Source organism: Pseudoxanthomonas winnipegensis, assembly GCF_030322905.1.
GTDB lineage: Bacteria > Pseudomonadota > Gammaproteobacteria > Xanthomonadales > Xanthomonadaceae > Pseudoxanthomonas_A > Pseudoxanthomonas_A winnipegensis.
Window position 1 is genome coordinate 1,391,845 of sequence record NZ_CP095475.1, and the last position, 23,242, is coordinate 1,415,086.

General features: G+C 67.9%; 17 protein-coding genes and 8 tRNA genes. 11 read left to right on the forward strand and 14 right to left on the reverse strand.

Annotation, left to right across the window (positions count from 1 at the left end; genetic code table 11):
* Nucleotides 1-7: 7 nt before the first annotated feature.
* The 8 genes from MWN52_RS06115 to MWN52_RS06150 form a co-directional block, all read right to left on the reverse strand.
* On the reverse strand, nt 8-553 hold the full coding sequence (locus MWN52_RS06115; RefSeq protein ID WP_130529130.1) for a phosphatase PAP2 family protein: 546 nt from the start codon (nt 551-553) through the stop codon (nt 8-10).
* Nucleotides 537-1,682 carry a glycosyltransferase family 4 protein gene (locus MWN52_RS06120; RefSeq protein WP_286577071.1) on the reverse strand — a complete coding sequence of 382 codons (1,146 nt, stop codon included), beginning with the start codon at nt 1,680-1,682 and terminating at the stop codon, nt 537-539. The genes MWN52_RS06115 and MWN52_RS06120 overlap by 17 nt, the downstream gene beginning before the upstream one ends.
* A 636-nt stretch (nt 1,683-2,318) precedes the next feature.
* Nucleotides 2,319-3,575 carry a sensor domain-containing phosphodiesterase gene (locus MWN52_RS06125; protein ID WP_286577072.1) on the reverse strand — a complete coding sequence of 419 codons (1,257 nt, stop codon included), beginning with the start codon at nt 3,573-3,575 and terminating at the stop codon, nt 2,319-2,321.
* A gap of 183 nt (nt 3,576-3,758) precedes the next feature.
* Nucleotides 3,759-5,291: an exopolyphosphatase gene (gene ppx, locus MWN52_RS06130; RefSeq protein WP_286577073.1), complete on the reverse strand. Its 1,533-nt coding sequence runs from the start codon at nt 5,289-5,291 to the stop codon at nt 3,759-3,761.
* 58 nt (nt 5,292-5,349) lie between these two features.
* Complete coding sequence (gene ppk1 / locus MWN52_RS06135; protein ID WP_286577074.1) at nt 5,350-7,431, reverse strand: polyphosphate kinase 1; 2,082 nt, start codon at nt 7,429-7,431, stop codon at nt 5,350-5,352.
* Entirely contained in the window at nt 7,428-8,762 is a 1,335-nt protein-coding gene (gene phoR / locus MWN52_RS06140; RefSeq protein WP_130519974.1) for a phosphate regulon sensor histidine kinase PhoR, read from the reverse strand. The genes ppk1 and phoR overlap by 4 nt, the downstream gene beginning before the upstream one ends.
* 139 nt (nt 8,763-8,901) lie before the next feature.
* Nucleotides 8,902-9,591 (reverse strand): phosphate regulon transcriptional regulator PhoB, encoded by a 690-nt coding sequence (gene phoB, locus MWN52_RS06145; RefSeq protein ID WP_130519977.1) that lies wholly within the window; start codon nt 9,589-9,591, stop codon nt 8,902-8,904.
* Between the two features lie 96 nt (nt 9,592-9,687).
* Nucleotides 9,688-11,331 carry a M48 family metalloprotease gene (locus MWN52_RS06150; RefSeq protein WP_486660047.1) on the reverse strand — a complete coding sequence of 548 codons (1,644 nt, stop codon included), beginning with the start codon at nt 11,329-11,331 and terminating at the stop codon, nt 9,688-9,690.
* A gap of 168 nt (nt 11,332-11,499) precedes the next feature.
* Here MWN52_RS06150 and grxC point away from each other — a divergent pair, with 168 nt between their 5' ends.
* The 3 genes from grxC (at nt 11,500) to MWN52_RS06165 (ending at nt 14,020) form a co-directional block, all read left to right on the forward strand.
* Nucleotides 11,500-11,769: a glutaredoxin 3 gene (grxC, locus tag MWN52_RS06155; RefSeq protein ID WP_130519979.1), complete on the forward strand. Its 270-nt coding sequence runs from the start codon at nt 11,500-11,502 to the stop codon at nt 11,767-11,769.
* Nucleotides 11,766-12,161, forward strand: coding sequence for a carboxymuconolactone decarboxylase family protein (locus MWN52_RS06160; RefSeq protein WP_130523499.1), 396 nt, complete (start codon nt 11,766-11,768; stop codon nt 12,159-12,161). The genes grxC and MWN52_RS06160 overlap by 4 nt, the downstream gene beginning before the upstream one ends.
* 851 nt (nt 12,162-13,012) lie before the next feature.
* Complete coding sequence (locus MWN52_RS06165) at nt 13,013-14,020, forward strand: isocitrate dehydrogenase (protein WP_286577076.1); 1,008 nt, start codon at nt 13,013-13,015, stop codon at nt 14,018-14,020.
* Between the two features lie 129 nt (nt 14,021-14,149).
* On the opposite strand, the gene MWN52_RS06170 is transcribed toward MWN52_RS06165, so the two are convergent.
* The 6 genes from MWN52_RS06170 to MWN52_RS06195 form a co-directional block, all read right to left on the reverse strand.
* Entirely contained in the window at nt 14,150-14,926 is a 777-nt protein-coding gene (locus MWN52_RS06170) for a Bax inhibitor-1/YccA family protein (RefSeq protein WP_130529138.1), read from the reverse strand.
* Between the two features lie 33 nt (nt 14,927-14,959).
* Nucleotides 14,960-15,045 (reverse strand) — tRNA-Leu (locus MWN52_RS06175).
* Between the two features lie 209 nt (nt 15,046-15,254).
* Nucleotides 15,255-15,330 (reverse strand) — tRNA-Lys (locus tag MWN52_RS06180).
* A 73-nt stretch (nt 15,331-15,403) separates the two neighbouring features.
* Nucleotides 15,404-15,480, reverse strand: a tRNA-His gene (locus tag MWN52_RS06185).
* Between the two features lie 36 nt (nt 15,481-15,516).
* Nucleotides 15,517-15,593: transfer RNA gene (locus MWN52_RS06190), tRNA-Arg, on the reverse strand.
* A 44-nt stretch (nt 15,594-15,637) separates the two neighbouring features.
* A tRNA-Pro gene (locus MWN52_RS06195) sits at nt 15,638-15,714 on the reverse strand.
* A 262-nt stretch (nt 15,715-15,976) separates the two neighbouring features.
* Between MWN52_RS06195 and tig the strand changes: the two genes are divergently transcribed.
* From tig to MWN52_RS06235, 8 genes are all read left to right on the forward strand, one after another.
* Nucleotides 15,977-17,269 (forward strand): trigger factor, encoded by a 1,293-nt coding sequence (tig, locus tag MWN52_RS06200; protein ID WP_286577077.1) that lies wholly within the window; start codon nt 15,977-15,979, stop codon nt 17,267-17,269.
* Nucleotides 17,270-17,397: 128 nt separating this feature from the next.
* A complete protein-coding gene (clpP, locus tag MWN52_RS06205) occupies nt 17,398-18,024 on the forward strand; it encodes an ATP-dependent Clp endopeptidase proteolytic subunit ClpP (RefSeq protein WP_130519989.1) in 627 nt (208 codons plus the stop codon).
* 232 nt (nt 18,025-18,256) lie between these two features.
* A complete protein-coding gene (gene clpX, locus MWN52_RS06210; RefSeq protein WP_130519991.1) occupies nt 18,257-19,543 on the forward strand; it encodes an ATP-dependent Clp protease ATP-binding subunit ClpX in 1,287 nt (428 codons plus the stop codon).
* A 145-nt stretch (nt 19,544-19,688) separates the two neighbouring features.
* The gene (gene lon / locus MWN52_RS06215) at nt 19,689-22,130 is read left to right on the forward strand and encodes an endopeptidase La (protein WP_130519993.1); all 2,442 of its coding nucleotides are present in this window, start codon (nt 19,689-19,691) and stop codon (nt 22,128-22,130) included.
* Between the two features lie 210 nt (nt 22,131-22,340).
* Entirely contained in the window at nt 22,341-22,613 is a 273-nt protein-coding gene (locus MWN52_RS06220) for an HU family DNA-binding protein (protein WP_130519995.1), read from the forward strand.
* Between the two features lie 16 nt (nt 22,614-22,629).
* Nucleotides 22,630-22,704 (forward strand) — tRNA-Val (locus MWN52_RS06225).
* 27 nt (nt 22,705-22,731) lie between these two features.
* Nucleotides 22,732-22,808 (forward strand) — tRNA-Asp (locus MWN52_RS06230).
* 84 nt (nt 22,809-22,892) lie between these two features.
* A tRNA-Asp gene (locus tag MWN52_RS06235) sits at nt 22,893-22,969 on the forward strand.
* The last annotated feature ends 273 nt before the right edge of the window (nt 22,970-23,242 follow it).

A 23,242-nucleotide genomic window follows, 5' to 3' on the forward strand; every position in this document is an offset into this window, starting at 1 on the left:
GACGCGCTCAGACGAACAGGCTGACCCCGGGCACCACCCACAGCGCCAGCGCGGCCAGGCCGATGCCGATCACCGTGGCGGCCAGCACGTCGCTGGGGTAGTGCAGGCCCAGCACCACGCGCGAGGTCGCCACGCAGGCGGTGAAGGGCAGCAGCAGCGGCGCCAGCGCCGGGTAGTGCGCCAGCGCCACCACGGTAAAGGCCACCGCATGCAGCGTGTGGCCCGAGGGGAAGGAGAACTCGTCCAGCGGCGCCACCCAGGCCTGGATGCGCACGTCCGAGGCGAACGGCCGCGGCCGCCGGGTCCAGCGCTTGAGGCCCTTGTACAGCACCAGCGCGATCGCGCCGGTCGCCGCCAGGTGCGCCGCCGCGGCCAGGCCGTGCCAGCCGTCGAACACGATCAGCGCGCCCATCAGCGCGTACCAGAACACACCATCGCCCAGGCGGCTGACGATGGCGAAGAAGCGCCGCACATCGCTGCGGCGACCCAGGCGATTGGCCAGCAGGCACACGCGCGCTTCGCGCGGCAGCGAGAGTTCAGACGGCGAGCGCATCGGCGGACTCCTCCTTGCGGGAATGGGCGAGCCCGGCGAGCAGGGCATCGAAATCCGCGGCTACCTGGGCCGGCTGCAGCGCCTGGACCGCCTGGTGCGCCGCGGCGCCCATCGCGCGCAGGCGCTGCGCATCGCCGCCCAGTTCCAGCACCGCCGCGACGAACTGCGCGTCGTCGCCGACCGCCGCCCCGTGCAGGCCATGGCGCAGATGCTCGTGCGCGGCGCCCGAGTCGAAGGCCACCGTGGCCAGGCCACTGGCCATCGCCTCCAGGGTCACGTTGCCGAAGGTCTCGCTGCGGCTGGGGAACACGAACAGGTCGGCGCTGGCGTAGTGCCGCGCCAGCTCGACGCCGCGCTGCACGCCGCAGAACACGAAGTCCGGATTGGCCTGCTGCAGCGCCGCCCGCTCCGGGCCATCGCCAACCCACACCATGCGCGCCTGCGGCACGCGGGCCTGCAGCGCGCGAAAGGCCTGGACCGCCAGGCCCAGGTTCTTTTCGGCCGCGATGCGACCCACCGACAGCAGCACCGGCGTGGCCTCGCCGGCGCCCCACAGCGCGCGCAGCGCGTCGCTGCGCAAGCCCGGATGGAACTGGCCGGTATCCACTGCGCGCGCCAGCCGCTTGACCTTGCCGAAGCCCTGACCTTGCAGCCATTGCGCCAGCTCGTGGGTCGGCACCAGCGTGGCGTCGCCGCGGTTGTGGAAGCGGCGCATCCAGCCCAGCGCGACCGGCTGCAGCCAGGGCAGGCCGTAGTCGCCCATGTAGTGGTCGAAGCGCGTGTGGAAGCCGGTCGCCACCGGAATGCCCAGACGCTGGGCCGCGCGCAGCGCCGACCAGCCCAGCGGGCCTTCGGTCGCCACGTAGATCGCGTCGGGTGCGAAGGCGCGGAAGTGCTCCTTCAGCTGCAGCGGCGCCGGCAGGCCGAAGCGCAGGCCGGGATAGCGCGGCAGGCCCGCACCGCGTACCAGCACGGTGTCCTGCGCGGCCTGCGCCGCGCCGTCCTGGCGCGGGCGCACCACGCTGACGTGGTGGCCGCGCTGGCGCAGGCCTTCTTCCAGGCCCTGCACGGTCAAGGCGACGCCGTTGACTTCCGGCGGATAGGTCTCGGTGACGATGACATAGCGCATGGGCGCCTCCCGGGTTTGACACAGGGTGGGAGGCGCGGATGCAGCGTCGATGTCAGTGCGATGTCAGTTGCATGAAAGCCACCACGATCGCCGTGACCTTGTGGATCTTTGGGAGTTGGGGGATCTGTGGGAGCCGCCATGGCGGCGATGGGGCTTTACCAGTAAAGCCTTCGCCGCCATTGGCCGAAAAGGCCACGAGGGCAGCTCCCACAAGGGCGGTGACTGACAGACGCCAGCCACTTCCTACCGTCATTCCCGCGAAGGCGGGAATCCAGGGACTTTCGCGCGTTGGATCGAGGCGCTGGGTTCCCGCGTTCGCGGGAACGACGGGTGTGGGTTTTCTCAGGAAGGAAAGTCTGACTTCTTGGTACAGCTGGGAGGGCCGGGAAAGCGGGGAAAGCCCGTCGCCGCCACGGGCGGCCCCCACCTGTAGAGCGGAGCTTGCTCCGCTGCTCTTCGTTCAGTTCGTGGGAAAGGCCCCAGCGGAGCAAGCTCCGCTCTACGGGCAGACCGCCGCGAGATTTGAGGAGACAGTTGCCCCCACCGACCTCTTCCCTTTCGCGCGCGAAGGGGAACCCGAAATCGCCCCGTCGCGGATGCAGGCGCGCAGCCGCCTGGCGAGCGTCGCGGTGGCCTTTAGCCGAGCACGGCGTCGGGCTGCAGCAGTGCGCGCAGATCGTCGTGCCTGAGCGGATGGGACAGGTAGTAGCCCTGGCCCTGGCCCTGGCCGACGCCGAGCGATTGCAGCGCCTCGAGCTCCTCGCGCGTCTCGATGCCTTCGGCGGTGACGTGACTGCCGGTCTGGCGGCCGAAGCCGACCAGCGCCGCGGCCATCGCCTGGCGCGCGCGATCGTGGTCGATATCGCGCGTCAGGCTGATGTCCATCTTGATGATCTCGGGGTGCAGCGTGAGGATGTGGCGCATGCTGGAGTAACCGGCGCCCGCGTCGTCCACCGCGAAACGCACGCCGGCCGCGCGCAGATGCTTGATGGTCGTCTGCAGCGCCGGATAGTCCTCCACCAGCGCATGCTCGGTCAGCTCCAGCACCAGCCGGCCGGCATCGATCACATCCAGATGGCCCAGGATGTTCTGGGTGACCAGGGTCTGCGGCGAGATGTTGACCGAGACATAGAAGTCGCCCGGCATGCCGCGCAGGCCCTGCAGCGCGGTCAGCATGGCGTTGATCTCCAGGCGCATGCCCAGGCCGATCTCGTTGGCCTCGTTGAACCAGACGTCGGGCGAACGCTTGGGTTCCATGTCGAAGCGCGACAGGCATTCCACGCCGATCAGGGCGCGGTCGTGCAGACGGTAGATGGGCTGGTACACCGTGCGCGGTTGGCCCATCTCCAGCACGCCGCTGATGCGCCGTAGCTTCTCGTTGTGCAGCTGTACCGCATCGATGTCGCCCTGGACCTGCAGGGAGACCAACTGGGCCAGGGCGCGCATCACGTGCAGGTCGCGCTCGTCCAGCCCCGGCTTGGCCTCGAAACTGAAGCAGCAGAACGTGCCGTACACGCTGCCGTCGGAAAGCCGGATCGGCACGCTGATGTGCGAGCCGATCGGCACGCTCATGGTTTCCGGCAGCCCCATCGCCTCGGGCAGGCGGGAGGTGTCGGGGATCAGCGACGGCAGGCGACCATCGACCACCCGCGGGCAGTAGCCGGCCTCCATCGGCATGGTGTCGCCGCGGCTTAGCACCACGCGCCCAGTGGGGTTGATGACGTGGCGGAACACGCGGTCGCGCGAGCCGAACTCGGAGACGAACGCCACGTCCATCTGCAGGTGTTCGCGCATGACGCCCAGGATCTGCTCGATGTTGCGGTCGATCGAGACCGACGCCGACGCGATCTGCGTCAGCACACGCTGGATAAGGTCTTCCGAGTTGTTGTGCACGATGCATGCCCTCTTGGACGTTGCCCAAGGCAAGGTGCGAGCGGGATCACGGCACTGCCGCACTTCGCCTGTTCAGGTTCCTCGAAGGTAGCATCCGTACCCGATTCAAGATGAACGCGGCGTGTTGGACGCGGTGAGAGTGCGGATACACGCACCGGACCGGCGTGACGCCGGTCGCCGAATTCAGGTGACGAAAGGCTTGAAGGCCACACCGAGGCCGGGCATGTCGTCCGATTCGCCGATCAGGTCCGCACGCAGCAGGGGGCGCGCGTCGATCCACTGCTTGTCCAGCAGCAGGCGCAGCGTGTCGCCTTCGGCCGTCAGCTCCAGGGTCGGGATCGGCGCGGCGTCGTGCGCGCGGTGCAGCAGCACGGCCAGGCGCAGCAGCGCGGCCAGGCGCCGGATCGCCGGGATGCGGCGGTCCGGCAGGGCGTCGAACGCCGCCTTGGGGATGCTGCGGCGGTGCGTGCGCACCAGGGCCGCCAGCATCAGCTGCTCCTGGCGCGAGAAGCCGGCGATGTCCGAATGCTCGAGAAGATAGGCGCCGTGCACGTGGTACTGGCTGTGCGCGACGGCCTGGCCGATCTCGTGCAGGCGCGCGGCCCAGTGCAGCAGGCGGGCATCGTCCTCGCCCAGGTCCCAGGCCTTGGCGACCTGCTCGAACAGCCGCTGCGCCGTGGCGTCCACGCGGTCGGCCTGATCGATGTCCACGCCATAGCGCTGCATCATCGTGGCCACCGACAGCTCGCGCGGATCGTCGCTGCCGCGGCGGCCGAGCATGTCGTACAGGATGCCTTCGCGCATGGCGGCCTTGCTGACCATCATGCGGTCGATGCCGAGCGCCTGGAACGCGGCCTCCATCACCAGCACGCCGCCGGCGATGATCGGCTGGCGGTCCTTGCTCAGGCTCGGCAGGTCGATCGCGTCCACGCGCTCGGCCTGCAGCAGGCGATCGCGGACCTGCGGCAGCGCCTCGGCGGTGATCGCGCCCTTGGTGAGCTTCATCGCCGCGCAGATGTCGCCGATGGCCTTGGCCGTGCCCGATGAGCCGATCGCCTCCTGCCAGCCCAGCGCCCGGTACTGCTGGGCGAACTGCTGCAGCTCGGCGGTGATCTCGGTCAGCGCCGACATCCAGCGCTTGCGCGAGAGCTTGCCGCCGGGAAAGAAGCGCCGCGTGCTGGCGATGCAGCCGACCTGGATGCTCTCGCGCTCCAGGGTCTGCAGGCCGCTGCCGATGATGAACTCGGTCGAGCCGCCGCCGATGTCGATCACCAGCCGGCGCGTGCCCGGCTTGGGCGGCTGCGCCTGGGCCACGCCCAGGTAGATCAGACGCGCCTCCTCGCGGCCGGACACCACCTCGATGGCATGGCCGAGCGCGGCCTCGGCCGGCACCAGGAAGCTCTGCGGCAGCGCCAGCCGGCGCACCGTGTTGGTGGCCAGCGCGCGCACGCGCGAGGCGGGCAGCTCGCGGATGCGCTGGCCGAAGCGCGACAGGCAATCGATCGCGCGCTGGTGGGCTTCCTGCGACAGGCCGCCGCGGGCATCCAGGCCGTCGGCCATGCGCACCGTCTCGCGCAGGCGATCGATCACGCGCAGCTGACCCTGGGTATAGCGGGCCACGACCATGTGGAAGCTGTTGGACCCTAAGTCCACAGCGGCCAGCTGGTCGTTGTCCTGCAGCGGGCTGGAAAGGGTCTCGAGGAGCGTGAAAGGCATGGCGCGCATGGTAGCCGAAGCCGCTCCCTCGTCCGTGCCTGGACCGGCGGGCACGGCCTCAGAGCTTGGCCAGCAGCGTGCCCTGGGCGGAATGCGGCGCCTGGTCCGGACCGGGCGAGAGCTTGTGGTAGACCCCGTTGGTCTCCAGCTCCCAGGCGTTGGTGTTGTCGTCCAGGTAGTTCTGCAGATGGTCGCGGAACACGCGCGCGGACAGCTTCTCGTCCAGGATCGGGAAGCAGGCCTCGACCCGGTTGAGCAGGTTGCGCTCCAGCCAGTCGGCGCTGGCGCAGTACAGCTCCGGATCGCCGTCGTTGCCGAACCAGTACACGCGGCTGTGCTCCAGGAAGCGTCCGACGATCGAGCGCACGCGGATGTTCTCCGACACGCCCGTCACGCCCGGGCGCACGGTGCAGGCGCCGCGCACGATCAGGTCGATCTGCACGCCGGCCTGCGAGGCGGCGTACAGCGCGCGGATCACGCGCGGCTCGTTGATCGCGTTGACCTTGATGATGATCCGCGCCGGCCGCCCGGCGCGGGCGAAGCGCGCCTCGCGCTCGATCTTCTTGATCATCCCCGGGTGCAGGGTGAAGGGCGACTGCAGCATCAGCTTGAGCTTGGTGGTCGGCGCCAGCCCGGAGAGCTGCTGGAACAGCAGGTGCACGTCGTTGCCGATGTCCTGGTTGGCGGTGATCAGCCCCAGGTCGGTGTAGGCGCGCGCGGTGCCGGCGTGGTAGTTGCCGGTGCCCAGGTGCACGTAGCGGCGCAGCTTGCGGCCCTCGCGGCGCACGATCAGCAGCATCTTGGCATGGGTCTTGAAGCCGACCACGCCGTACACCACCTGTACGCCGGCGGCCTGCAGGCGGTCGGCCTGGCCCAGGTTGGCCTCCTCGTCGAAGCGCGCGCGCAGTTCGACCACCACGGTGACGTCCTTGCCGTTGCGCGCGGCCAGCACCAGCGCATCGACGATGGCCGAGTCCTTGCCGGTGCGGTACAGCGTCTGCTTGATCGCCAGCACGTTGGGGTCGGTGGCGGCCTGCTTGAGCAGCTCCAGCACCGGAGTGAAGGCATCGAAGGGGTGGCTCAGCAGCACGTCGCCGTCGGCCACCGTCTCGAACATCGCATCGCCATCGCGCAGCTGGCGTGGGGTGAAGGGCGGGTACTTCAGCTCCGGGCGCTGCACCAGGTCGTAGACCTGGATCACGCGGTTGAGATTGACCGCGCCGTCGATGCGGTAGACCGCGTTCTCGGTCAGGCTGAAGTTCTCCAGCAGCGTGTTGACGATGGCCTTGGGGCAGTCGTGGGCAATCTCCAGGCGCACCGCCGGGCGGTAGCCGCGCCCGGCCAGCTCATCGCGCAGGGCCAGGGCCAGGTTCTCCACGTCCTCTTCGTCGACCACCAGCTCGGAATTGCGGGTGACGCGGAACTGGTAGGCGCCCTTGACCTCCATGCCCGGGAACAGGTCGTCCACGAACGCCGACAGCACGCTGGAGAGCAGCACGAAGTCGTGCTCGCCGCCGGACACGCGCTGGGGCAGGTGGATGATGCGCGACAGCGAGCGCGGCGCACGCACGATGGCCATGTGGCCGGCGCGGCCGAACGCGTCCTTGCCCTTGAGCACCACCACGATGTTGAGCGACTTGTTGAGGATGCGCGGGAACGGGTGCGAAGGGTCCAGGCCCAGCGGCGAGAGCACCGGCATGATCTCGTTGCGGAAGTAGGCGCGCAGCCAGCGCTTCTGACGCGCGTTCCACACCGACTGGCTGAGCACGCGCACGCCGGCCTCGTTCAGTGCCGGGCGCAGCACCTGGTTCCAGCACTTGTACTGCGCATCGACCAGCTCGGCGGCGCGGTCGTGGATGCGCGCCAGCACGGTGGCCGGCGTCAGCCCGTCCGGCCCCGGCGGCAGGCCGAAGTCCTGCGCGTGGCGCACGGTCGCGGCGCGGATCTCGAAGAACTCGTCCAGGTTGGTGCAGCTGATGCACAGGAAGCGCAGTCGCTCCAGCAGCGGCACGCTGCCATCCAGCGCCTGGGCCAGCACGCGGAAGTTGAAATCCAGCTGCGACAGCTCGCGGTTGAAGTACAGCGACGGATCGCGCAGCGGATCTGCGGCTTCAAGGGTTGGCTCGACGGCGGCGATCATGCGGGAAGGCTCTGCGGGAAGGGGAAGGCGGACTCACGGGGCTGTACGCGCGCCGGGCCGAAGTGGACCGAGAAGGTGCTGCCCTGGCCGACGGCGCTCTCGATCTCCAGCCGCGCCTGGTGCAGGTTCAGCACATGCTTGACGATGGACAGGCCCAGGCCGGTGCCACCGCTCTCGCGCGAGCGGCTGGTCGAGACGCGGTAGAAGCGCTCGGTGATGCGCGGCAGGTGCGCGGCCGGGATGCCGTAGCCGGTGTCGCGCACGCTCAGTACCGCGCCGGCGCCCTCGTGGGCCAGGCCGATGGTGATCGTGCCGCCGGCCGGCGTATAGCGCACCGCGTTGCTGACCAGGTTGGAGAAGGCGCTGTGCAGCTCCTTGTTGGAGCCGCGCAGGTCGATGTCGCCGCTGTCTTCCACCACGATGGTCTGGCGGCCGCGGCTGAGTGCCTCGGCCTCGCGGCGCAGCGTGGCCAGCATCGGCGCCATGGCGATGGCCTCGTCGGCCAGGCTGTCCTGCACTTCCAGGCGCGAGAGGGTCAGCAGGTCCTCGACCAGCTGGGTCATGCGCGCGGACTGCTTCTGCATCTCGTCCAGGATCGGCTTCCACTCGGGCATCTCGTCGGCGTCGAGCATGTCCAGGTAGCCGTGCACCACGGTCAGCGGCGTGCGCAGCTCGTGGCTGACGTTGGCCACGAAGTCGCGGCGCATTTCCTCCAGCCGGTTGAGCTTGCTGACATCGCGCGCCACCAGCAGCCAGTACTGGTCCGAGTAGGGGATCAGGCGCAGGTTCAGGCGCAGGTCCGGGTTGATCGGCGAGGCCGCGTCGAGCATCGGTTCGGCGTTGCGCCCGGCGCTGAGCCAGTGCGCCATCGGCAGCGGCTGCAGGCGATCGACCACCGGCGCGTGCAGGTCGGCCGGATGGCGCAGGCCCAGCAGCGTGGTGCCGGCCTTGTTGAACCACTGCACGCGCTGGCTGTTGCGGTCGATGACGACCACCGCGTCCGGCAGGGCCGCGGCGGCGGCGCGATAGGCGCGCAGCATCGCCAGCAGGCGCCGCTTGCGCGTGCGCATCTCGACCTGGCCCCGGTGCAGCAGGCGGTCCAGCTCGTTCCACACCCCGTCGCCTTCGGCCGGCTTGATCCGCGCGCGCGCCGTCAGCCGGCGCAGCACCGCCCGCAGGCGCAGGAACTGCCAGGCCACCACGCACAGCGCGCCCACCGCCAGCACCGGCCAGAACGCGCCCGCCAGCCAGCCGGCGACCGCAACGATCAGGAGCAGGGTGGCGAGGCGGAACAGGGTGCGGTTCCAGGCCGAGCGCAGGTGCTGAGGCATGTGGGGATTGTGAGTCAGAACATGTGACAGGGCGAGCAGCGCAAGGCGAGGCACGCGTGTGGAGGAACGTGGCACGAGCGAGGCGGACGCCCCAGTCGCGGGGCGGTCCACTCGTTACCTATTTCCCTCGTTACGGGCCTTAAGTGGACACCGAGAAGCGGTAGCCCGAGCCGCGCACGGTCTGCACCATGTTGTCCACGCCGTGCGGTTCGAGGGTCTTGCGCAGGCGGCGGATATGCACGTCCACGGTGCGCTCCTCCACATAGACGCTGCCGCCCCAGACGTGGTCGAGCAGCTGGGTGCGGGTATAGACGCGCTCGGGGTGGGTCATGAAGAAGTGCAGCAGGCGGTACTCGGTCGGACCGATCGGCACCGGCGTGTCCTCGGCGAACACGCGGTGGGCGGCGCCGTCGATGCGCAGCGCGCCCAGGGCGATGCTGCCGTCCTCCTCGTCCTCGCGCGAGCGGCGCATGACCGCGCGGATGCGGGCCAGCAGTTCGCGCGCCGAGAAGGGCTTGACCACGTAGTCGTCCACGCCGGCCTCCAGGCCGCCGACGCGGTCGTTCTCCTCGCCGCGCGCGGTGAGCATGATGATCGGCACCTCGCGGGTCAGGGCGTCCTTGCGCCAGCGACGGGCCAGCTCCAGGCCGCTGGTGCCGGGCAGCATCCAGTCCAGCAGGATCAGGTCGGGCACCTTGTCGGCGATGGCGCCCTGCGCCTCGCGGGCGTCGCCGGCATGCACCGGCTCGAATTCGCCCTTGCGCAGGGCGAAGGCCACCATGTCACGGATGGCGGGTTCATCATCGACGATCAGGATGCGCTTCTGCACGGGACGGGAGCCGGACGGATTGGGGACGTGCGGCAGTAGACGACAATTTTGTGACTCGATTGTGACACCCGCTGCGGACCGGTGCGCCCGAGGCCCTCAGCGGTTGCGGTCCAGGTCCGGATCCTTGACCCCGGCATCGCGCAGGGCCAGCACCTCCGGGGTGATGGCCGCGATGCGGGCGTCGATGCGGGCGCGGGCGTAATAGTCCAGCGCCTCGCGCTTCTTCAGATTGCTGAGCTGTGTCAGGGCCTGCTCGGGGCGGCCGTTGAGGTAGGCGACCTGGGCGTAGGCCTCACCGGCCCGGACGCTGTCGCCGGCCAGCTCGCAGGCGCGGGCGTAGGCCTGCTGGAAGATCGGGTCCTGCGCGCTGGCGTCCAGCAGCGGCTGCAGCACGGCCTGGGCCTGCTGGCCGCCGGCGCGGTCACCCTGGCCGTTGAGCACCTGGGCGTAGCCCAGGGCCACGGCGCGGCTGTTGGGCGTGCGCGCCATCAGGTCCTTGAAGCGCGCCTTGGCCCCGGGCACGTCGCCGGCCCGGGCCTGGGCCTCGGCCAGGCCGATGCCCAGCCATTGGTTGCCGGGCGAGCGCTGCAGCAGTTGGGTCAGGGCGGCCACGGCGGCGCCGGGCTGGTTGTTGCGCAGCTGCGCCAGGGCCAGGCCGTACTGCTGGGCCTCGCTCAGTTCGCCGGTGCTGCGGCGGATGCTCTCGTACTCGCGGATGGCCTGATCGGGCGTGTTGGCGCTGAGCACGCGCAGGCGCTCCTTGGCCCACTGGAAAAGCCCGGTGGCGCCATTGTCGAAGCTGGCCTGCGGCAGGGTCACCTGGAAGGGCAGCAGCGGGTTGTTGCTGCGCGCGCCGGCGGCGTAGTCGCCCTCACGCGGACTGGACTCGACGATCTTGCCGCCCGGGGTGCTGACGGTGGTGATGACGTTCTTCTCGCGCTTGATCCGCTCGGCGCGGTCGTGCGCCTCGCTGATGCGCGAACTGGTGACCGGGTGGGTCTGCAGATAGTCGGGCGTGCGCTCGCGTTCGCCGCCCTTGTTGGCACGCATGGCCTGGTCCATGCGGCTGAAGAAGCCGGCCATGGCGTCGGGGTCGTAGCCGGCGCGGGCCAGGGTCTGGATGCCGATGCGGTCGGCCTCGGACTCGTTGGAGCGGGTGTAGTCGATCTGGCGCTGCTGCATCAGCCCCATGCCGCTGACCACCGCGGCCTGGGTCGCATCGCCGCTGGAATGGCCGCCGGCCGCCTGCGCGGCGATGATCGCGCCCAGCATGCCCAGCAGGATCGGGATCTGGTCGCGCTGGGCGCGCTCGACGCTGCGCAGCACGTGCTGCTGGGTGACGTGGGCGATCTCGTGCGACAGGACCGCCGCCACTTCGTCCTCGCGCTCGGCGGTCAGCACCAGACCGGAATTGACCGCGATGTAGCCGCCCAGGGTGGCGAACGCGTTGATCTGCCGGTCGGGCAGCATGAAGAAGGTGAAGGGCTGCGAGGGTCGGTCGCTGTTGGCCGCCAGCTTGCCGCCCACGCGGTCCAGCCAGTCGTCGATCAGCGGGTCGTCCAGCAGATAGCCGTAGTTGCGCAGTTCGCGCAGGGTCATGGCGCCGTACTGCTGCTGGCGGGCGGGTGTCAGCAGTTCACCGGCCGATGAGCCGATATCGGGCAGCCTGTCGGCCTGGGCGAACGCCAGCGGTGCGGCGATCAGCGTGGTCAGGGCAGTGGCCAGCAGGGTCAGGCGCACGCGGTCGATCCCTCGATGCATCGGCGGAAATCCGCGCAGCATGGCGGGGCGCCTGTGCCCAGGGGTGAATCCGTGGTTAATCCGCAGCGTTGCATTGCGCCCTCTGGTCCGCCGGTGACATGCCACCATGATGCGTCTTCAGACCTTCCCACGTGCCGAGAATTCCCCATGAGCGCACCCCAGATCACTTTGTATTCCACCGCCGTCTGCCCGTACTGCGTGGCCGCCAAGAATTTCCTCAAGTCCAAGGGCCAGACCTGGACCGAGGTGCGCATCGACACCGATCCGGCCGAGCGCGAGAAGATGATGGCGCGCACCCGGCGCACCAGCGTCCCGCAGATCTTCATCGGCGAGACCCACGTCGGCGGCTACGACGACATGATGGCGCTGCACCGTGCCGGCAAGCTCGAGCCGCTGCTGGCCGGAGACGCGGCATGAGCCAGGGCGGGGAGACCGAGGCCGACCGCGTCCAGGCCTTCACCGAGTTCCGCCAGCGCATGAACCAGCGCATCCTGGCCGAGCCCAACCAGGTCGTGCGCCGGTTCTTCGCGCTCGATACGCAGACCTACCAGGCCGGCGCGCTGGACGTGAAGACCAAGGAACTGCTCGGCCTGGTGGCCTCGATGGTGCTGCGCTGCGACGACTGCATCAGCTATCACGTGGCCCAGTGCAAGGAAGTCGGCGTCACCCGCGAGGAGTTCTTCGAGACCTTCTCGGTCGGGCTGGTGGTGGGCGGGTCGATCGTAATCCCGCACCTGCGCCGCGCCGTGGACTTCCTCGACCAGCTCGAAGGTGGCGCGCCGGCGCCTGCCGCGCACGATCACGGCTGACGGGCGGTTCTTTTGCTGGTTGGCGCGCTCGGCGCGAGGGCCTCGCCGCTCGCAAGGGCTGCGGTTCGGCTTCGGCGGGGCAGCGGCCGGGCGGGCGGTGTCCGCCTTTCTCTCGGTCGGGTCATCTGCCGCGCCTGGCACACCCCTATCGTCGTTCCCGCGAACGCGGGAACCCAGGGACTTTCGCTCGGGGTGCCAAGATCAGAGTGCTTCTCGCAGTACCGGGATCGCGTTGCCGTTGAGCGTCTTGGCTTCGGAAGGGCAGCGGTCCGGCGGGCGGGGGCCGCTTATCCCTCAATCAGGGCATCCTGCCCTGATTCGGGCGCTCGGCGTCCTGCCTCGCTAGGCGCGGCCCCCGCCCGCCGGCCCGCTGCCTCGCGCGTCAGGTCACAACGCTTCGGTTTGCGTGAGCGTTCGAACTCCCTCCTCGCGCACAACGCGATCAGTGACGGGAAGGTATCGACTTGAGGCCCCTCCCTTGCGCGAAGCGCAGGGGAGGGATGGGGAGGGGTTGGGGCTTTACCGGTCAAGCCGCCAAAGCAACAGCAACAGCACCCCACCCCGGCCCTCCCCTTCGCCTGCGGCGAAAGGGAGGGGGCAAAGGAACCCCAGTCCTGCGCACAGTGGGACTTTTCAGGGCTCTTCAGGTATGCATTCTTAATACATACCTGAATCCACATACTCATGGTTTTCTGATTGTTGGCGACAAGATCGCCGGCTTTCCGAAGATTTAGAGGAATTTAGGGCATCCACGCCAATGGTTGCATTTGAGGGCAAGCGGGCGACCCTGCATACTGGCGAGCCCCCCGCGCGGCACTCCTGCAGCGCGCCACAGCTTGGATCCCCACTCAATGACGCAAACCATCACGGTCATCCGCGGCGACGGCATCGGCCCGGAAATCATGGAAGCCACCCTGCACGTGCTCGACGCGCTCAAGGCCGGCCTGACCTATGAAGAAGCCGACGCCGGCCTGGTCGCGCTGGAGAAGCACGGCGACCTGCTGCCTGCCTCGACCCTGGCGTCGATCGAGAAGAACAAGGTCGCGCTGAAGAGCCCGCTGACCACGCCGGTTGGCGAGGGCTTCACCTCGATCAACGTGACCATGCGTCGCCACTTCGACCTGTACGCCAACGTGCGTCCGGCGATCTCCTTCCCCAACACCAAGTCGCGCTTCGGCAGCGGCGTGGACCTGATCACGGTGCGCGAGAACACCGAGGGCGCCTACCTGAGCGAAGGCCAGGAAGTCTCCGCCGACGGCGAGACCGCCGTGTCGATGGCGCGCGTGACCCGCAAGGGCTCCGAGCGCATCGTGCGCTACGCCTTCGACCTGGCCCGCGCCACCGGCCGCAAGAAGGTCACCCTGGTGCACAAGGCCAACATCATCAAGTCGACCTCGGGCCTGTTCCTGAAGGTCGGCCGCGAAGTGGCCAAGGACTACCCCGACATCGAGTGCAACGAGATGATCGTGGACAACACCTGCATGCAGCTGGTGATGCGTCCGGAGCAGTTCGACATCATCGTGACCACCAACCTGTTCGGCGACATCCTCTCGGATCTGTGCGCCGGTCTGGTCGGCGGCCTGGGCCTGGCCCCGGGCGCCAACATCGGCACCAACGCGGCGATCTTCGAGGCCGTGCACGGCTCGGCGCCGGACATCGCGGGGCAGGGCAAGGCCAACCCCTGCGCGCTGCTGCTCGCCGCCGCGCAGCTGCTCGACCACATCGGCCAGCCGGACAACGCCACGCGCCTGCGCAAGGCGATCGTGGCCACACTGGAGGCCAAGGATTCGGTCACCCCGGACCTGGGCGGCACCGGCAACACCATGGGCTTCGCCAAGGCCATCGCCAGCCGCCTCTGAGCCCCGCCGACCCGCAACGAAAAAGGGCGCCTCACGGCGCCCTTTTTCGTTATGCGGGTTGATGGGTGATTCGATCAGTGACCGAGAAGCGGGCTCTTACGATTCCCCACTCCCGATTCCCCATTCCCGTCAATTCCGCGACTGCAGCTTGGACAGCAGTCGCAGGAATTCCACGTACAGCCACACCAGCGTGACCATCAGGCCGAAGGCGCCGTACCACTCCATGTACTTCGGCGCGCCGGCGTCCACGCCCGACTCGATGAAGTCGAAATCCAGCACCAGGTTCAGCGCGGCCACCACCACCACGACCAGGCTGATGCCGATGCTGACCACGCCCGAGCCGTGCAGGTAGGACACGTTCATGCCGAACAGCTGCATCACCATCGAGACCAGGTACATCACCATGATGCCGCCGGTGGCCGCGACCACGCCCAGCTTGAAGTTCTCGGTCGCCTTGATCAGGCCGCTGCGATAGGCCATCAGCAGCGCGAACAGCGTGCCGAAGGTCAGCAGCACGGCCTGGAACACCACGCCGTGGAAGCGCATTTCGTACAGCGCCGAGACCGAGCCGAGGAAGAAGCCTTCCACCAGCGCGTACAGCGGCGCGGTGACCGGCGACCATTCCTTCTTGAACACCGTCACCAGCGCCAGCACGAAGCCGCCGATTGCGCCGCCGATCACGTAGACCGCCGCGCCGGCGGCCGCCGTCATCTCGCCGTTGGGCAGGGCGATGGTGGACTGGTTCCAGGCGAAGGCCGCGGTCAGCAGGCTCAGCAGCAGCAGGAAGCCGGTCTTGTTGACCGTGCCGTTCAGGGTCATCGCCCCGCCGTCGCGGGTGACCACCGCGCCGGTGCCGAGGTCGAGGAACGTGGACTCTTTCAGAGCCGGATTGCCGCTGCGGATCATGGTGCCTCCCTGGGCGATACCTTCGAATGATGCTGGTGCGAAAGGCGGGACTCGAACCCGCACGGGGGTTACCCGCTGGAACCTAAATCCAGTGCGTCTACCAGTTCCGCCACTTTCGCATGAGGTCGCGCGCATTCTACCTGTCCATCGCGACAGTAGGCGCTGACGATGCTGTTAGTGCTCGGTTTGCCCGATCGTTGCGGCAGCGGCGCTGGCCGGGTCCAGCGGGCGGGGAAGTCGCCGCGCTGCCTTGCGCCGCGCCGGAGCCCGTGGCTTTGCGAAGCCGGAAAAGAAAGAAGGCGCCCAGAGCACTGGACGCCTTCTTGTTTGGTGGGCCGTCAAGGATTCGAACCTTGGACCTATTGATTAAGAGTCAACTGCTCTACCAACTGAGCTAACGGCCCCGAAAACTGGTCGCGCAGTATACGCGATGATTCGGTTTGTGCAACACCCTTGTCGAAGAAAACCGCTGCGGATTGGGGTGGCTGAGGGGACTCGAACCCCCGACATCTGGAATCACAATCCAGTACTCTAACCAACTGAGCTACAGCCACCACTGATACCGCATCCAGCCTCGTGCACCGGTGAATTGGCGCGCCCGACAGGAATCGAACCTGTAACCGCCGGCTTAGAAGGCCGGTGCTCTATCCAGTTGAGCTACGGGCGCCCGGCTGGATCGCATCCGGACTTCATCGATCGGACCGCGTTGGATGGTCGGGGTAGAGGGATTCGAACCCCCGACATCCTGCTCCCAAAGCAGGCGCGCTACCAGACTGCGCTATACCCCGGAAACCGTGTGCGGGCCGGCGACTCGCCGGTCCCTGACCGACGTTGCCCGCCGGAAAGGACGCGTATTGTCTGGATGCGAGGTGCACCTGTCAACGCGCCTGGACGCATTTGTGGTCAAACCGCGCCCAATCGGCGAAACTAGCGCGTTCGGCAAGGGGCCCGACCGCGGCATCCGCGGCCCGCGTCCGAAGCAACCCCTTCAACCTTCAACAACGATGACCCGCGACCAGCCTTGCGTCGCGGTTGCAGGAGCTAAGTGAGATGACCGTTTCCGTCGAATCGACCGGCAGCCTTGGGCGCCGCATGAGCTTCACGCTGCCGGCCGAGCGCCTGGACAACCACATCGGCGGCCGCCTGCGCGAGCTCAGCCGCACCGTGCGCATCAAGGGCTTCCGCCCGGGCAAGGTGCCGGCCAAGGTGATCGAGCAGCGCTTCGGCAAGCAGGTGCGCGCCGAGGCCCTGGACGGGCTGCTGCGCGAGACCTTCGACTCGGCCGTGCGCGAACAGGCCCTGCAGCTGGCCGGCAATCCGCGCCTCGAGCCGGCCGGCGAGGGCGAGCTGGAGTGGGTCGCGACCTTCGAGGTGGTGCCGGACTTCGGCGAGATCGACGTCTCCAAGCTCAACGTCGTGCGCCACACCGCCGAGGTGACCGACGCCGACATCGACCAGATGATCGAGAACCTGCGCCTGCAGCGCCGCACCTTCGAGGCGGTGGATCGTCCCGCCGCCGAGGGCGACCGCGTCGCGCTGGAGACCTGGTCGCAGGCCGGCGACGAGCGCCTGCCCGCCGAGGGCGTGGAGACCGGCGCCACCCTGATCGGCTCGGGCGTGATGTTCGCCGACATCGAGCAGGCCCTGGTCGGCATGTCCAAGGGCGAGGACAAGGAGATCACCGTCGCCTTCCCGGCCGACTGGCGCGTGCCGCAGCTGGCCGGCAAGAGCGTCCAGGTGCACCTGAAGGTCACCGACGTGGCCGCCTCGGTGCTGCCGCCGGTGGACAAGGACTTCATCAAGAGCTTCGGCGTCAAGAGTGGCGACGAGGCCCAGTTCCGCGCCGACATCCGCACCAACCTGGAGCGCGAGCTCAAGGGCGCGCTGGCGAACCGCCTGCGCCGCGAGGTGGGTGAGCAGCTGATCGCCGCCTACGCCTCGGTCGAGATGCCCGAGCGCCTGGTCGAGAACGAGGCCCGCGCCATGCTGGCCCAGCAGGTCGAGCAGGCCCGCCGCCAGGGCCAGAACTTGCAGGTGCCCGACGACGCCTACCAGGGCTTCCTGGACCCGGCGCGCAAGCGCGTGCTGGTCGGCCTGCTGGTGGGCGAGGTCGCCCGCCGCAACGAGCTGCGCCTGGACCCCAAGCGCGTGCAGGAAACCCTGCGCCTGATCGCCTCCACCTACGAGGAGCCCGAGCAGGTCATTGAGTTGTACCGCAACGACCCCCAGATGATGGCTGGGCTGCAGTCCCGTGTGATGGAGGAGCAGGTGATCGACTGGATCGCCGAGCGCGCCCAGCACACCGAACAGGGCCTGTCCTTCCAGGACGCGATCCGGCAGTAACGGTCCCCGGTTTCGCCATCGGTCCGGTGCCCCAAAGGCGCCGGCCGGTGCGGTGAGGCGGGATCCAGCGCAATCCACGTGTCCCCTCCCGGGGAGACGGATCCAACAACGATAAGGTGCCTCACTCCATGGATAACCTGACCAAGGCCTTGAATCTCGTTCCGATGGTGGTCGAGCAGACCAGCCGCGGCGAGCGCGCCTATGACATCTATTCCCGCCTGCTCAAGGAGCGCGTGATCTTCCTGGTCGGGCCGGTCGACGACCACGTGGCCAACGTGATCGTGGCGCAGATGCTGTTCCTCGAGGCCGAGAATCCCGAAAAGGACATCAGCTTCTACATCAACTCGCCCGGTGGCGTGGTCACCGCCGGCATGGCGATCTACGACACCATGCAGTACATCAAGCCGGACGTGAGCACCATCTGCGTCGGCCAGGCCGCCTCGATGGGCGCGCTGCTGCTGGCGGCCGGTGCGGCCGGCAAGCGCTATGCGCTGCCCAACTCGCGCGTGATGATCCACCAGCCGCTGGGCGGCTTCCAGGGCCAGGCCACGGACATCGACATCCATGCCCGCGAGATCCTGACCCTGCGCCACAAGCTCAACGAGATCCTGGCCAAGCACACCGGCCAGTCGCTGGAGACCATCGCCCGCGACACCGAGCGCGACAACTTCAAGAGCGCCCAGGACTCCAAGGCCTACGGCCTGGTGGACGAGGTGCTGGAGCGCCGTCCGGACGAGTCGATCCAGTCTGCCTGAACGAACGGCCGGCTGGCCGGGATCCTTTCGGCCCTCGCGCGCCGGGCGGCAACGACCCGGCGCGCGTCGTTTCAAGCCGGTCCAGCCGCCCGGGGCGGCCCGGGGCCCGGAACTTGCAGACGGATTTCTGCGTTCCGGGCGCGGCGCCGGGCAGACGCCAACGGCGCCGATCCGGTGCTATTCTCGAAATCGAATGCCCCCGCGGGGGCAGCTGTGAGTGGGTAAAACAAGCATGAGCGAAGACCGCCAAGGCCGTTCCGGCGAGAGCAACAAAATCCTGTACTGCTCGTTCTGCGGAAAGAGCCAGCACGAGGTCCGCAAGCTGATCGCCGGCCCGAGCGTGTTCATCTGCGATGAATGCGTGGAGCTGTGCAACGACATCATCCGCGAGGAACTCGAGGAGAAGGCGCAGTCGGCACGCAGTTCGCTGCCCAAGCCGCGCGAGATCCTCGAGGTGCTCGACCAGTACGTGATCGGCCAGCAGCGCGCCAAGCGCACGCTCGCCGTGGCCGTGTACAACCACTACAAGCGCATCGAGAGCCGCCAGAAGAGCGACGACGTCGAGCTGGCCAAGTCCAACATCCTGCTCGCCGGGCCGACCGGTTCGGGCAAGACGCTGCTGGCCGAGACGCTGGCGCGGCTGCTCAACGTGCCGTTCACCATCGCCGATGCGACCACGCTGACCGAGGCCGGCTACGTCGGCGAGGACGTGGAGAACATCATTCAGAAGCTGCTGCAGAAGTGCGACTACGACGTCGACAAGGCGCAGCAGGGCATCGTCTACATCGACGAGATCGACAAGATCTCGCGCAAGAGCGAAAACCCGTCCATCACCCGCGACGTGTCCGGCGAAGGCGTGCAGCAGGCGCTGCTCAAGCTGATCGAAGGCACCGTGGCCAGCGTCCCGCCGCAGGGCGGCCGCAAGCACCCGCAGCAGGAATTCCTGCAGGTGGACACCAAGAACATCCTGTTCATCTGCGGGGGTGCCTTCGCCGGCCTGGACAAGATCATCCAGGCGCGTTCGACCGAGGCCAGCGGCATCGGCTTCGGCGCCAAGGTCAAGTCCTCGGAGAAGAAGCCGGAGATCGGCAAGGTGCTGTCCGAGGTCGAGCCGGAGGACCTGATCAAGTTCGGCCTGATCCCCGAGTTCGTCGGCCGCCTGCCGGTGGTCGCCACGCTGGAGGAGCTGGACGAGCCGGCGCTGGTGAAGATCCTCACCGAGCCGAAGAACGCCATCACCAAGCAGTTCAAGCGGCTGTTCGACATGGAGGGCGTGGAGCTGGAATTCCGCCCCGACGCGCTGTCGGCGATCGCGCGCAAGGCGCTCAAGCGCAAGACCGGCGCCCGCGGCCTGCGCACCATCGTCGAGTCGGTGCTGCTGGACACCATGTACGACCTGCCGTCGCTGGAAAACGTCGGCAAGGTGGTGGTGGACGAGTCGGTGATCGAGCACAAGTCCGAGCCCTACCTGATCTACCAGAATCCGCCGGCCGCGCCCAAGGTCGCATCGGCCGAATGATCGGGTAAGTCCTTGATCGCCAAAGGGCTCCGGATTCTCGCTTGCATCGCCCAGCCAATGGCCCCATAACGGGGCCATTGGCATTTTTGCGGCACGTGTTCGCACTGCTTCCCAGCCTGCCTCCCCGCACTTTCCTGGAGCCCCCATGGCCCGTACCGAACCCCAGATCCTGGACCTGCCCGTGCTGCCGCTGCGCGACGTGGTGGTCTTCCCGCACATGGTCATCCCGTTGTTCGTCGGCCGCGACAAGTCGATGCGCGCGCTGGAGCAGGCCATGGCCGCCGACAAGCGCATCCTGCTGGTCGCGCAGAAGTCGGCCGACACCGACGACCCGACCGCGGCCGACCTCTACCAGATCGGCACCCTGGCCCAGGTGCTGCAGCTGCTGAAGCTGCCCGACGGCACGATCAAGGTGCTGGTCGAGGGCATCGCGCGCGTGGCGGTCAGCGAGATCGTCGAGCGCGAGCAGTCGCTGTACGGGCAGGGCGAGGAGATCGACACCGACGAGGCCGCCGAATCGCGCGAGATCGAGGCCGTCGCGCGTTCGCTGATGAGTTTGTTCGAGCAGTACGTCAAGACCAACCGCAAGCTGCCGCCGGAACTGCTGCAGACCCTGGCCGGCATCGACGAGCCCGGCCGCCTGGCCGACACCATCGCCGCGCACCTGGGCGTGCGCCTGAGCGACAAGCAGCGCCTGCTGGAGACCATCCCGGTCGGCGAGCGGCTGGAGTTGCTGGTCGGCTTCGTCGACGGCGAGATCGACGTGCAGCAGCTGGAGAAGCGCATCCGCGGCCGGGTCAAGTCGCAGATGGAGAAGTCCCAGCGCGAGTACTACCTCAACGAGCAGATGAAGGCGATCCAGAAGGAGCTGGGCGAGCTGGACGACGCGCCCAACGAACTGGAGGAGCTGACCCGCAAGATCGCCGCGGCCGGCATGCCCAAGGCCGTGGAGACCAAGGCGCGCAACGAGCTCAACAAGCTCAAGCAGATGTCGCCGATGTCGGCCGAGGCCGCGGTGGTGCGCAACTACCTGGACTGGATCCTCGGCGTGCCGTGGAAGAAGCGCTCCAAGGTGCGCAAGGACCTCAAGGTCGCCCAGGAGACGCTGGACGCCGACCACTACGGCCTGGAGAAGGTCAAGGAGCGCATCCTGGAATACCTCGCCGTGCAGTCGCGCGTGAAGCAGATGAAGGGCCCGATCCTGTGCCTGGTCGGGCCGCCGGGCGTGGGCAAGACCTCGCTGGGCCAGTCCATCGCCAAGGCCACCAACCGCAAGTTCGTGCGCATGGCGCTGGGCGGCGTGCGCGACGAAGCCGAGATCCGCGGCCATCGCCGCACCTACGTCGGCTCGATGCCGGGCCGCATCGTGCAGAACCTCAACAAGGTCGGCACCAAGAACCCGCTGTTCGTGCTGGACGAGATCGACAAGATGTCGATGGACTTCCGTGGCGATCCGTCCTCGGCGCTGCTGGAAGTGCTCGATCCCGAGCAGAACCACACCTTCAACGACCACTACCTGGAAGTGGACCTGGACCTGTCGGACGTGATGTTCGTGGCGACCTCCAACTCGCTCAACATCCCCGGCCCGCTGCTGGACCGCATGGAGGTGATCCGCATCCCCGGCTATACCGAGGAGGAGAAGCTCAACATCGCCCAGCGCTATCTGGTGCCCAAGCAGCTCAAGGCCAACGGCCTCAAGCCCGATGAGCTGAAGATCGAGGAAAGCGCGGTGCGCGACATCGTGCGCTATTACACGCGCGAATCCGGCGTGCGCAGCCTGGAGCGCGAGATCGCCAAGATCTGCCGCAAGGTGGTCAAGGAGATCGCGCTGGCCGGCCCGCAGCCGGAGAAGAAGGCCAAGAAGGGCCAGGCGCGCATCGTGGTGTCCGAGAAGAACCTGGAGAAGTACCAGGGCGTGCGCCGCTTCGACTTCGGCCGCGCCGAGGAAGCCAACGAGATCGGCCTGGTCACCGGCCTGGCCTGGACCGAGGTCGGCGGCGACCTGCTGCAGATCGAAGTGACGCTGGTGCCCGGCAAGGGCGGCATGACGCTGACCGGTCAGCTCGGCGATGTGATGAAGGAATCGGCCTCGGCCGCGCTGTCGGTGGTGCGTTCGCGCGCCGAGAGCCTCGGCATCGACACCGAGTTCCTGCAGAAGCAGGACGTGCATCTGCACGTGCCCGATGGCGCCACGCCCAAGGACGGCCCGAGCGCCGGCATCGCGATGGTGACCGCGCTGGTGTCCACGCTGACGCGCAATCCGGTCAAGGCCGAGGTGGCGATGACCGGTGAGATCACCCTGCGCGGCCGTGTCTCGGCCATCGGTGGCCTGAAGGAAAAACTGCTTGCCGCCATGCGCGGTGGCATCACCACCGTGATCATCCCCGAGGAGAACCGCAAGGACCTGGCGGACATCCCCGAGTCGGTGCTCAAGGGCATGGAGATCGTGCCGGTGAAGTGGATCGACGAGGTGCTGGACCTGGCGCTGGAGCGCCCGGTCGGGCCGGTCGGCGGCTCGGAAGGCGACAAGGGCGTGGAGGTGCCGCAGCCGGCCAAGCGTGCGCCGCAGCGCGATGTCAAGCATTGACTTTGCGCGCTTCATGAAACCTAAAACGCGCTGAAACCCGCGCCGTTATTAGGTTTTTCGGTTGCGGCACCGGGGTGCGGCTGGTATAAAAGCCGCACCCAAGGACGTCCCCAACGGTCGTTCGCAGTGGGATCCAACCGGCCCGACGTGGCGCAAGCCCCGGGCCGGTCACACATTCAGCGGTTGCATACCGCACATGGAGTTATCGCAATGAACAAAGCCGAATTGATCGAGGCTGTCGCCAGCCGTTCCGACCTGAGCAAGGCTGATTCCACCCGTGCCGTCGACGCCGTCGTGGCCAGCATCACCGAAGCGCTGAAGGGCGGCGACTCGGTCACCATCGTGGGCTTCGGCACCTTCCAGGTGCGTGGCCGCGCCGCGCGTACGGGCCGCAACCCGAAGACCGGTGAGAACATCGAAATCGCCGCTTCGAAGAATCCTGCATTCAAGGCTGGCAAGGCTCTGAAGGACGCTGTAAACTAATCCGCTCAGCTCGCCAGGGTGCTTAGCTCAGCGGTAGAGCGTCTCCTTTACACGGAGAGGGTCGGGGGTTCGAAACCCTCAGCACCCACCAAGCACCACAGCCAAGAGTTTCAAGCGCGGAGCGGTAGTTCAGTCGGTTAGAATGCTGGCCTGTCACGCCGGAGGTCGCGGGTTCGAGTCCCGTCCGCTCCGCCAGTTGTTCCAAAAGCCCCCGAGCGATTGGGGGCTTTGCTTTCCCCGAAGGGTGAAGGCAGATGTTGTGCAAAGCGTTTCAAGCGCGGAGTGGTAGTTCAGTCGGTTAGAATGCTGGCCTGTCACGCCGGAGGTCGCGGGTTCGAGTCCCGTCCACTCCGCCAGTTGTTCAAAGCGCCCGCCGGCGACCCCGGCGGGCGTTTTCTTTTGTGCGTCACCGCACGCGGCGCGGGCAAACACGTTTCGCCAGCCTCGACACGATCGTGCGCGTTTACTCGGCAGATGACTGGGATTTCTCTCCACCCGAAGTCTTAAGGCGTAACGCGCTAGGCAGCGGGCCGGCGGGCGGTGGCCGCGACCAGCGAAGCAGGACGCGGAGCGCCCGAGTCAGGGCAGGATGCCCTGATCGAGGGACAAGCGGCCACCGCCCGCCGGAT

Bases quoted from the DNA above. Each gene is read 5' to 3' on its own strand.
- MWN52_RS06115 (WP_130529130.1), bottom strand. From the start codon at position 553: ATGCGCTCGCCGTCTGAACTCTCGCTGCCGCGCGAAGCGCGCGTGTGC.
- MWN52_RS06120 (WP_286577071.1), bottom strand. From the start codon at position 1,682: ATGCGCTATGTCATCGTCACCGAGACCTATCCGCCGGAAGTCAACGGC.
- ppx (WP_286577073.1), bottom strand. From the start codon at position 5,291: ATGCCTTTCACGCTCCTCGAGACCCTTTCCAGCCCGCTGCAGGACAAC.
- ppk1 (WP_286577074.1), bottom strand. From the start codon at position 7,431: ATGATCGCCGCCGTCGAGCCAACCCTTGAAGCCGCAGATCCGCTGCGC.
- phoR (WP_130519974.1), bottom strand. From the start codon at position 8,762: ATGCCTCAGCACCTGCGCTCGGCCTGGAACCGCACCCTGTTCCGCCTC.
- grxC (WP_130519979.1), top strand. From the start codon at position 11,500: ATGAGCGCACCCCAGATCACTTTGTATTCCACCGCCGTCTGCCCGTAC.
- MWN52_RS06160 (WP_130523499.1), top strand. From the start codon at position 11,766: ATGAGCCAGGGCGGGGAGACCGAGGCCGACCGCGTCCAGGCCTTCACC.
- MWN52_RS06165 (WP_286577076.1), top strand. From the start codon at position 13,013: ATGACGCAAACCATCACGGTCATCCGCGGCGACGGCATCGGCCCGGAA.
- MWN52_RS06170 (WP_130529138.1), bottom strand. From the start codon at position 14,926: ATGATCCGCAGCGGCAATCCGGCTCTGAAAGAGTCCACGTTCCTCGAC.
- tig (WP_286577077.1), top strand. From the start codon at position 15,977: ATGACCGTTTCCGTCGAATCGACCGGCAGCCTTGGGCGCCGCATGAGC.
- clpP (WP_130519989.1), top strand. From the start codon at position 17,398: ATGGATAACCTGACCAAGGCCTTGAATCTCGTTCCGATGGTGGTCGAG.
- clpX (WP_130519991.1), top strand. From the start codon at position 18,257: ATGAGCGAAGACCGCCAAGGCCGTTCCGGCGAGAGCAACAAAATCCTG.
- lon (WP_130519993.1), top strand. From the start codon at position 19,689: ATGGCCCGTACCGAACCCCAGATCCTGGACCTGCCCGTGCTGCCGCTG.
- MWN52_RS06220 (WP_130519995.1), top strand. From the start codon at position 22,341: ATGAACAAAGCCGAATTGATCGAGGCTGTCGCCAGCCGTTCCGACCTG.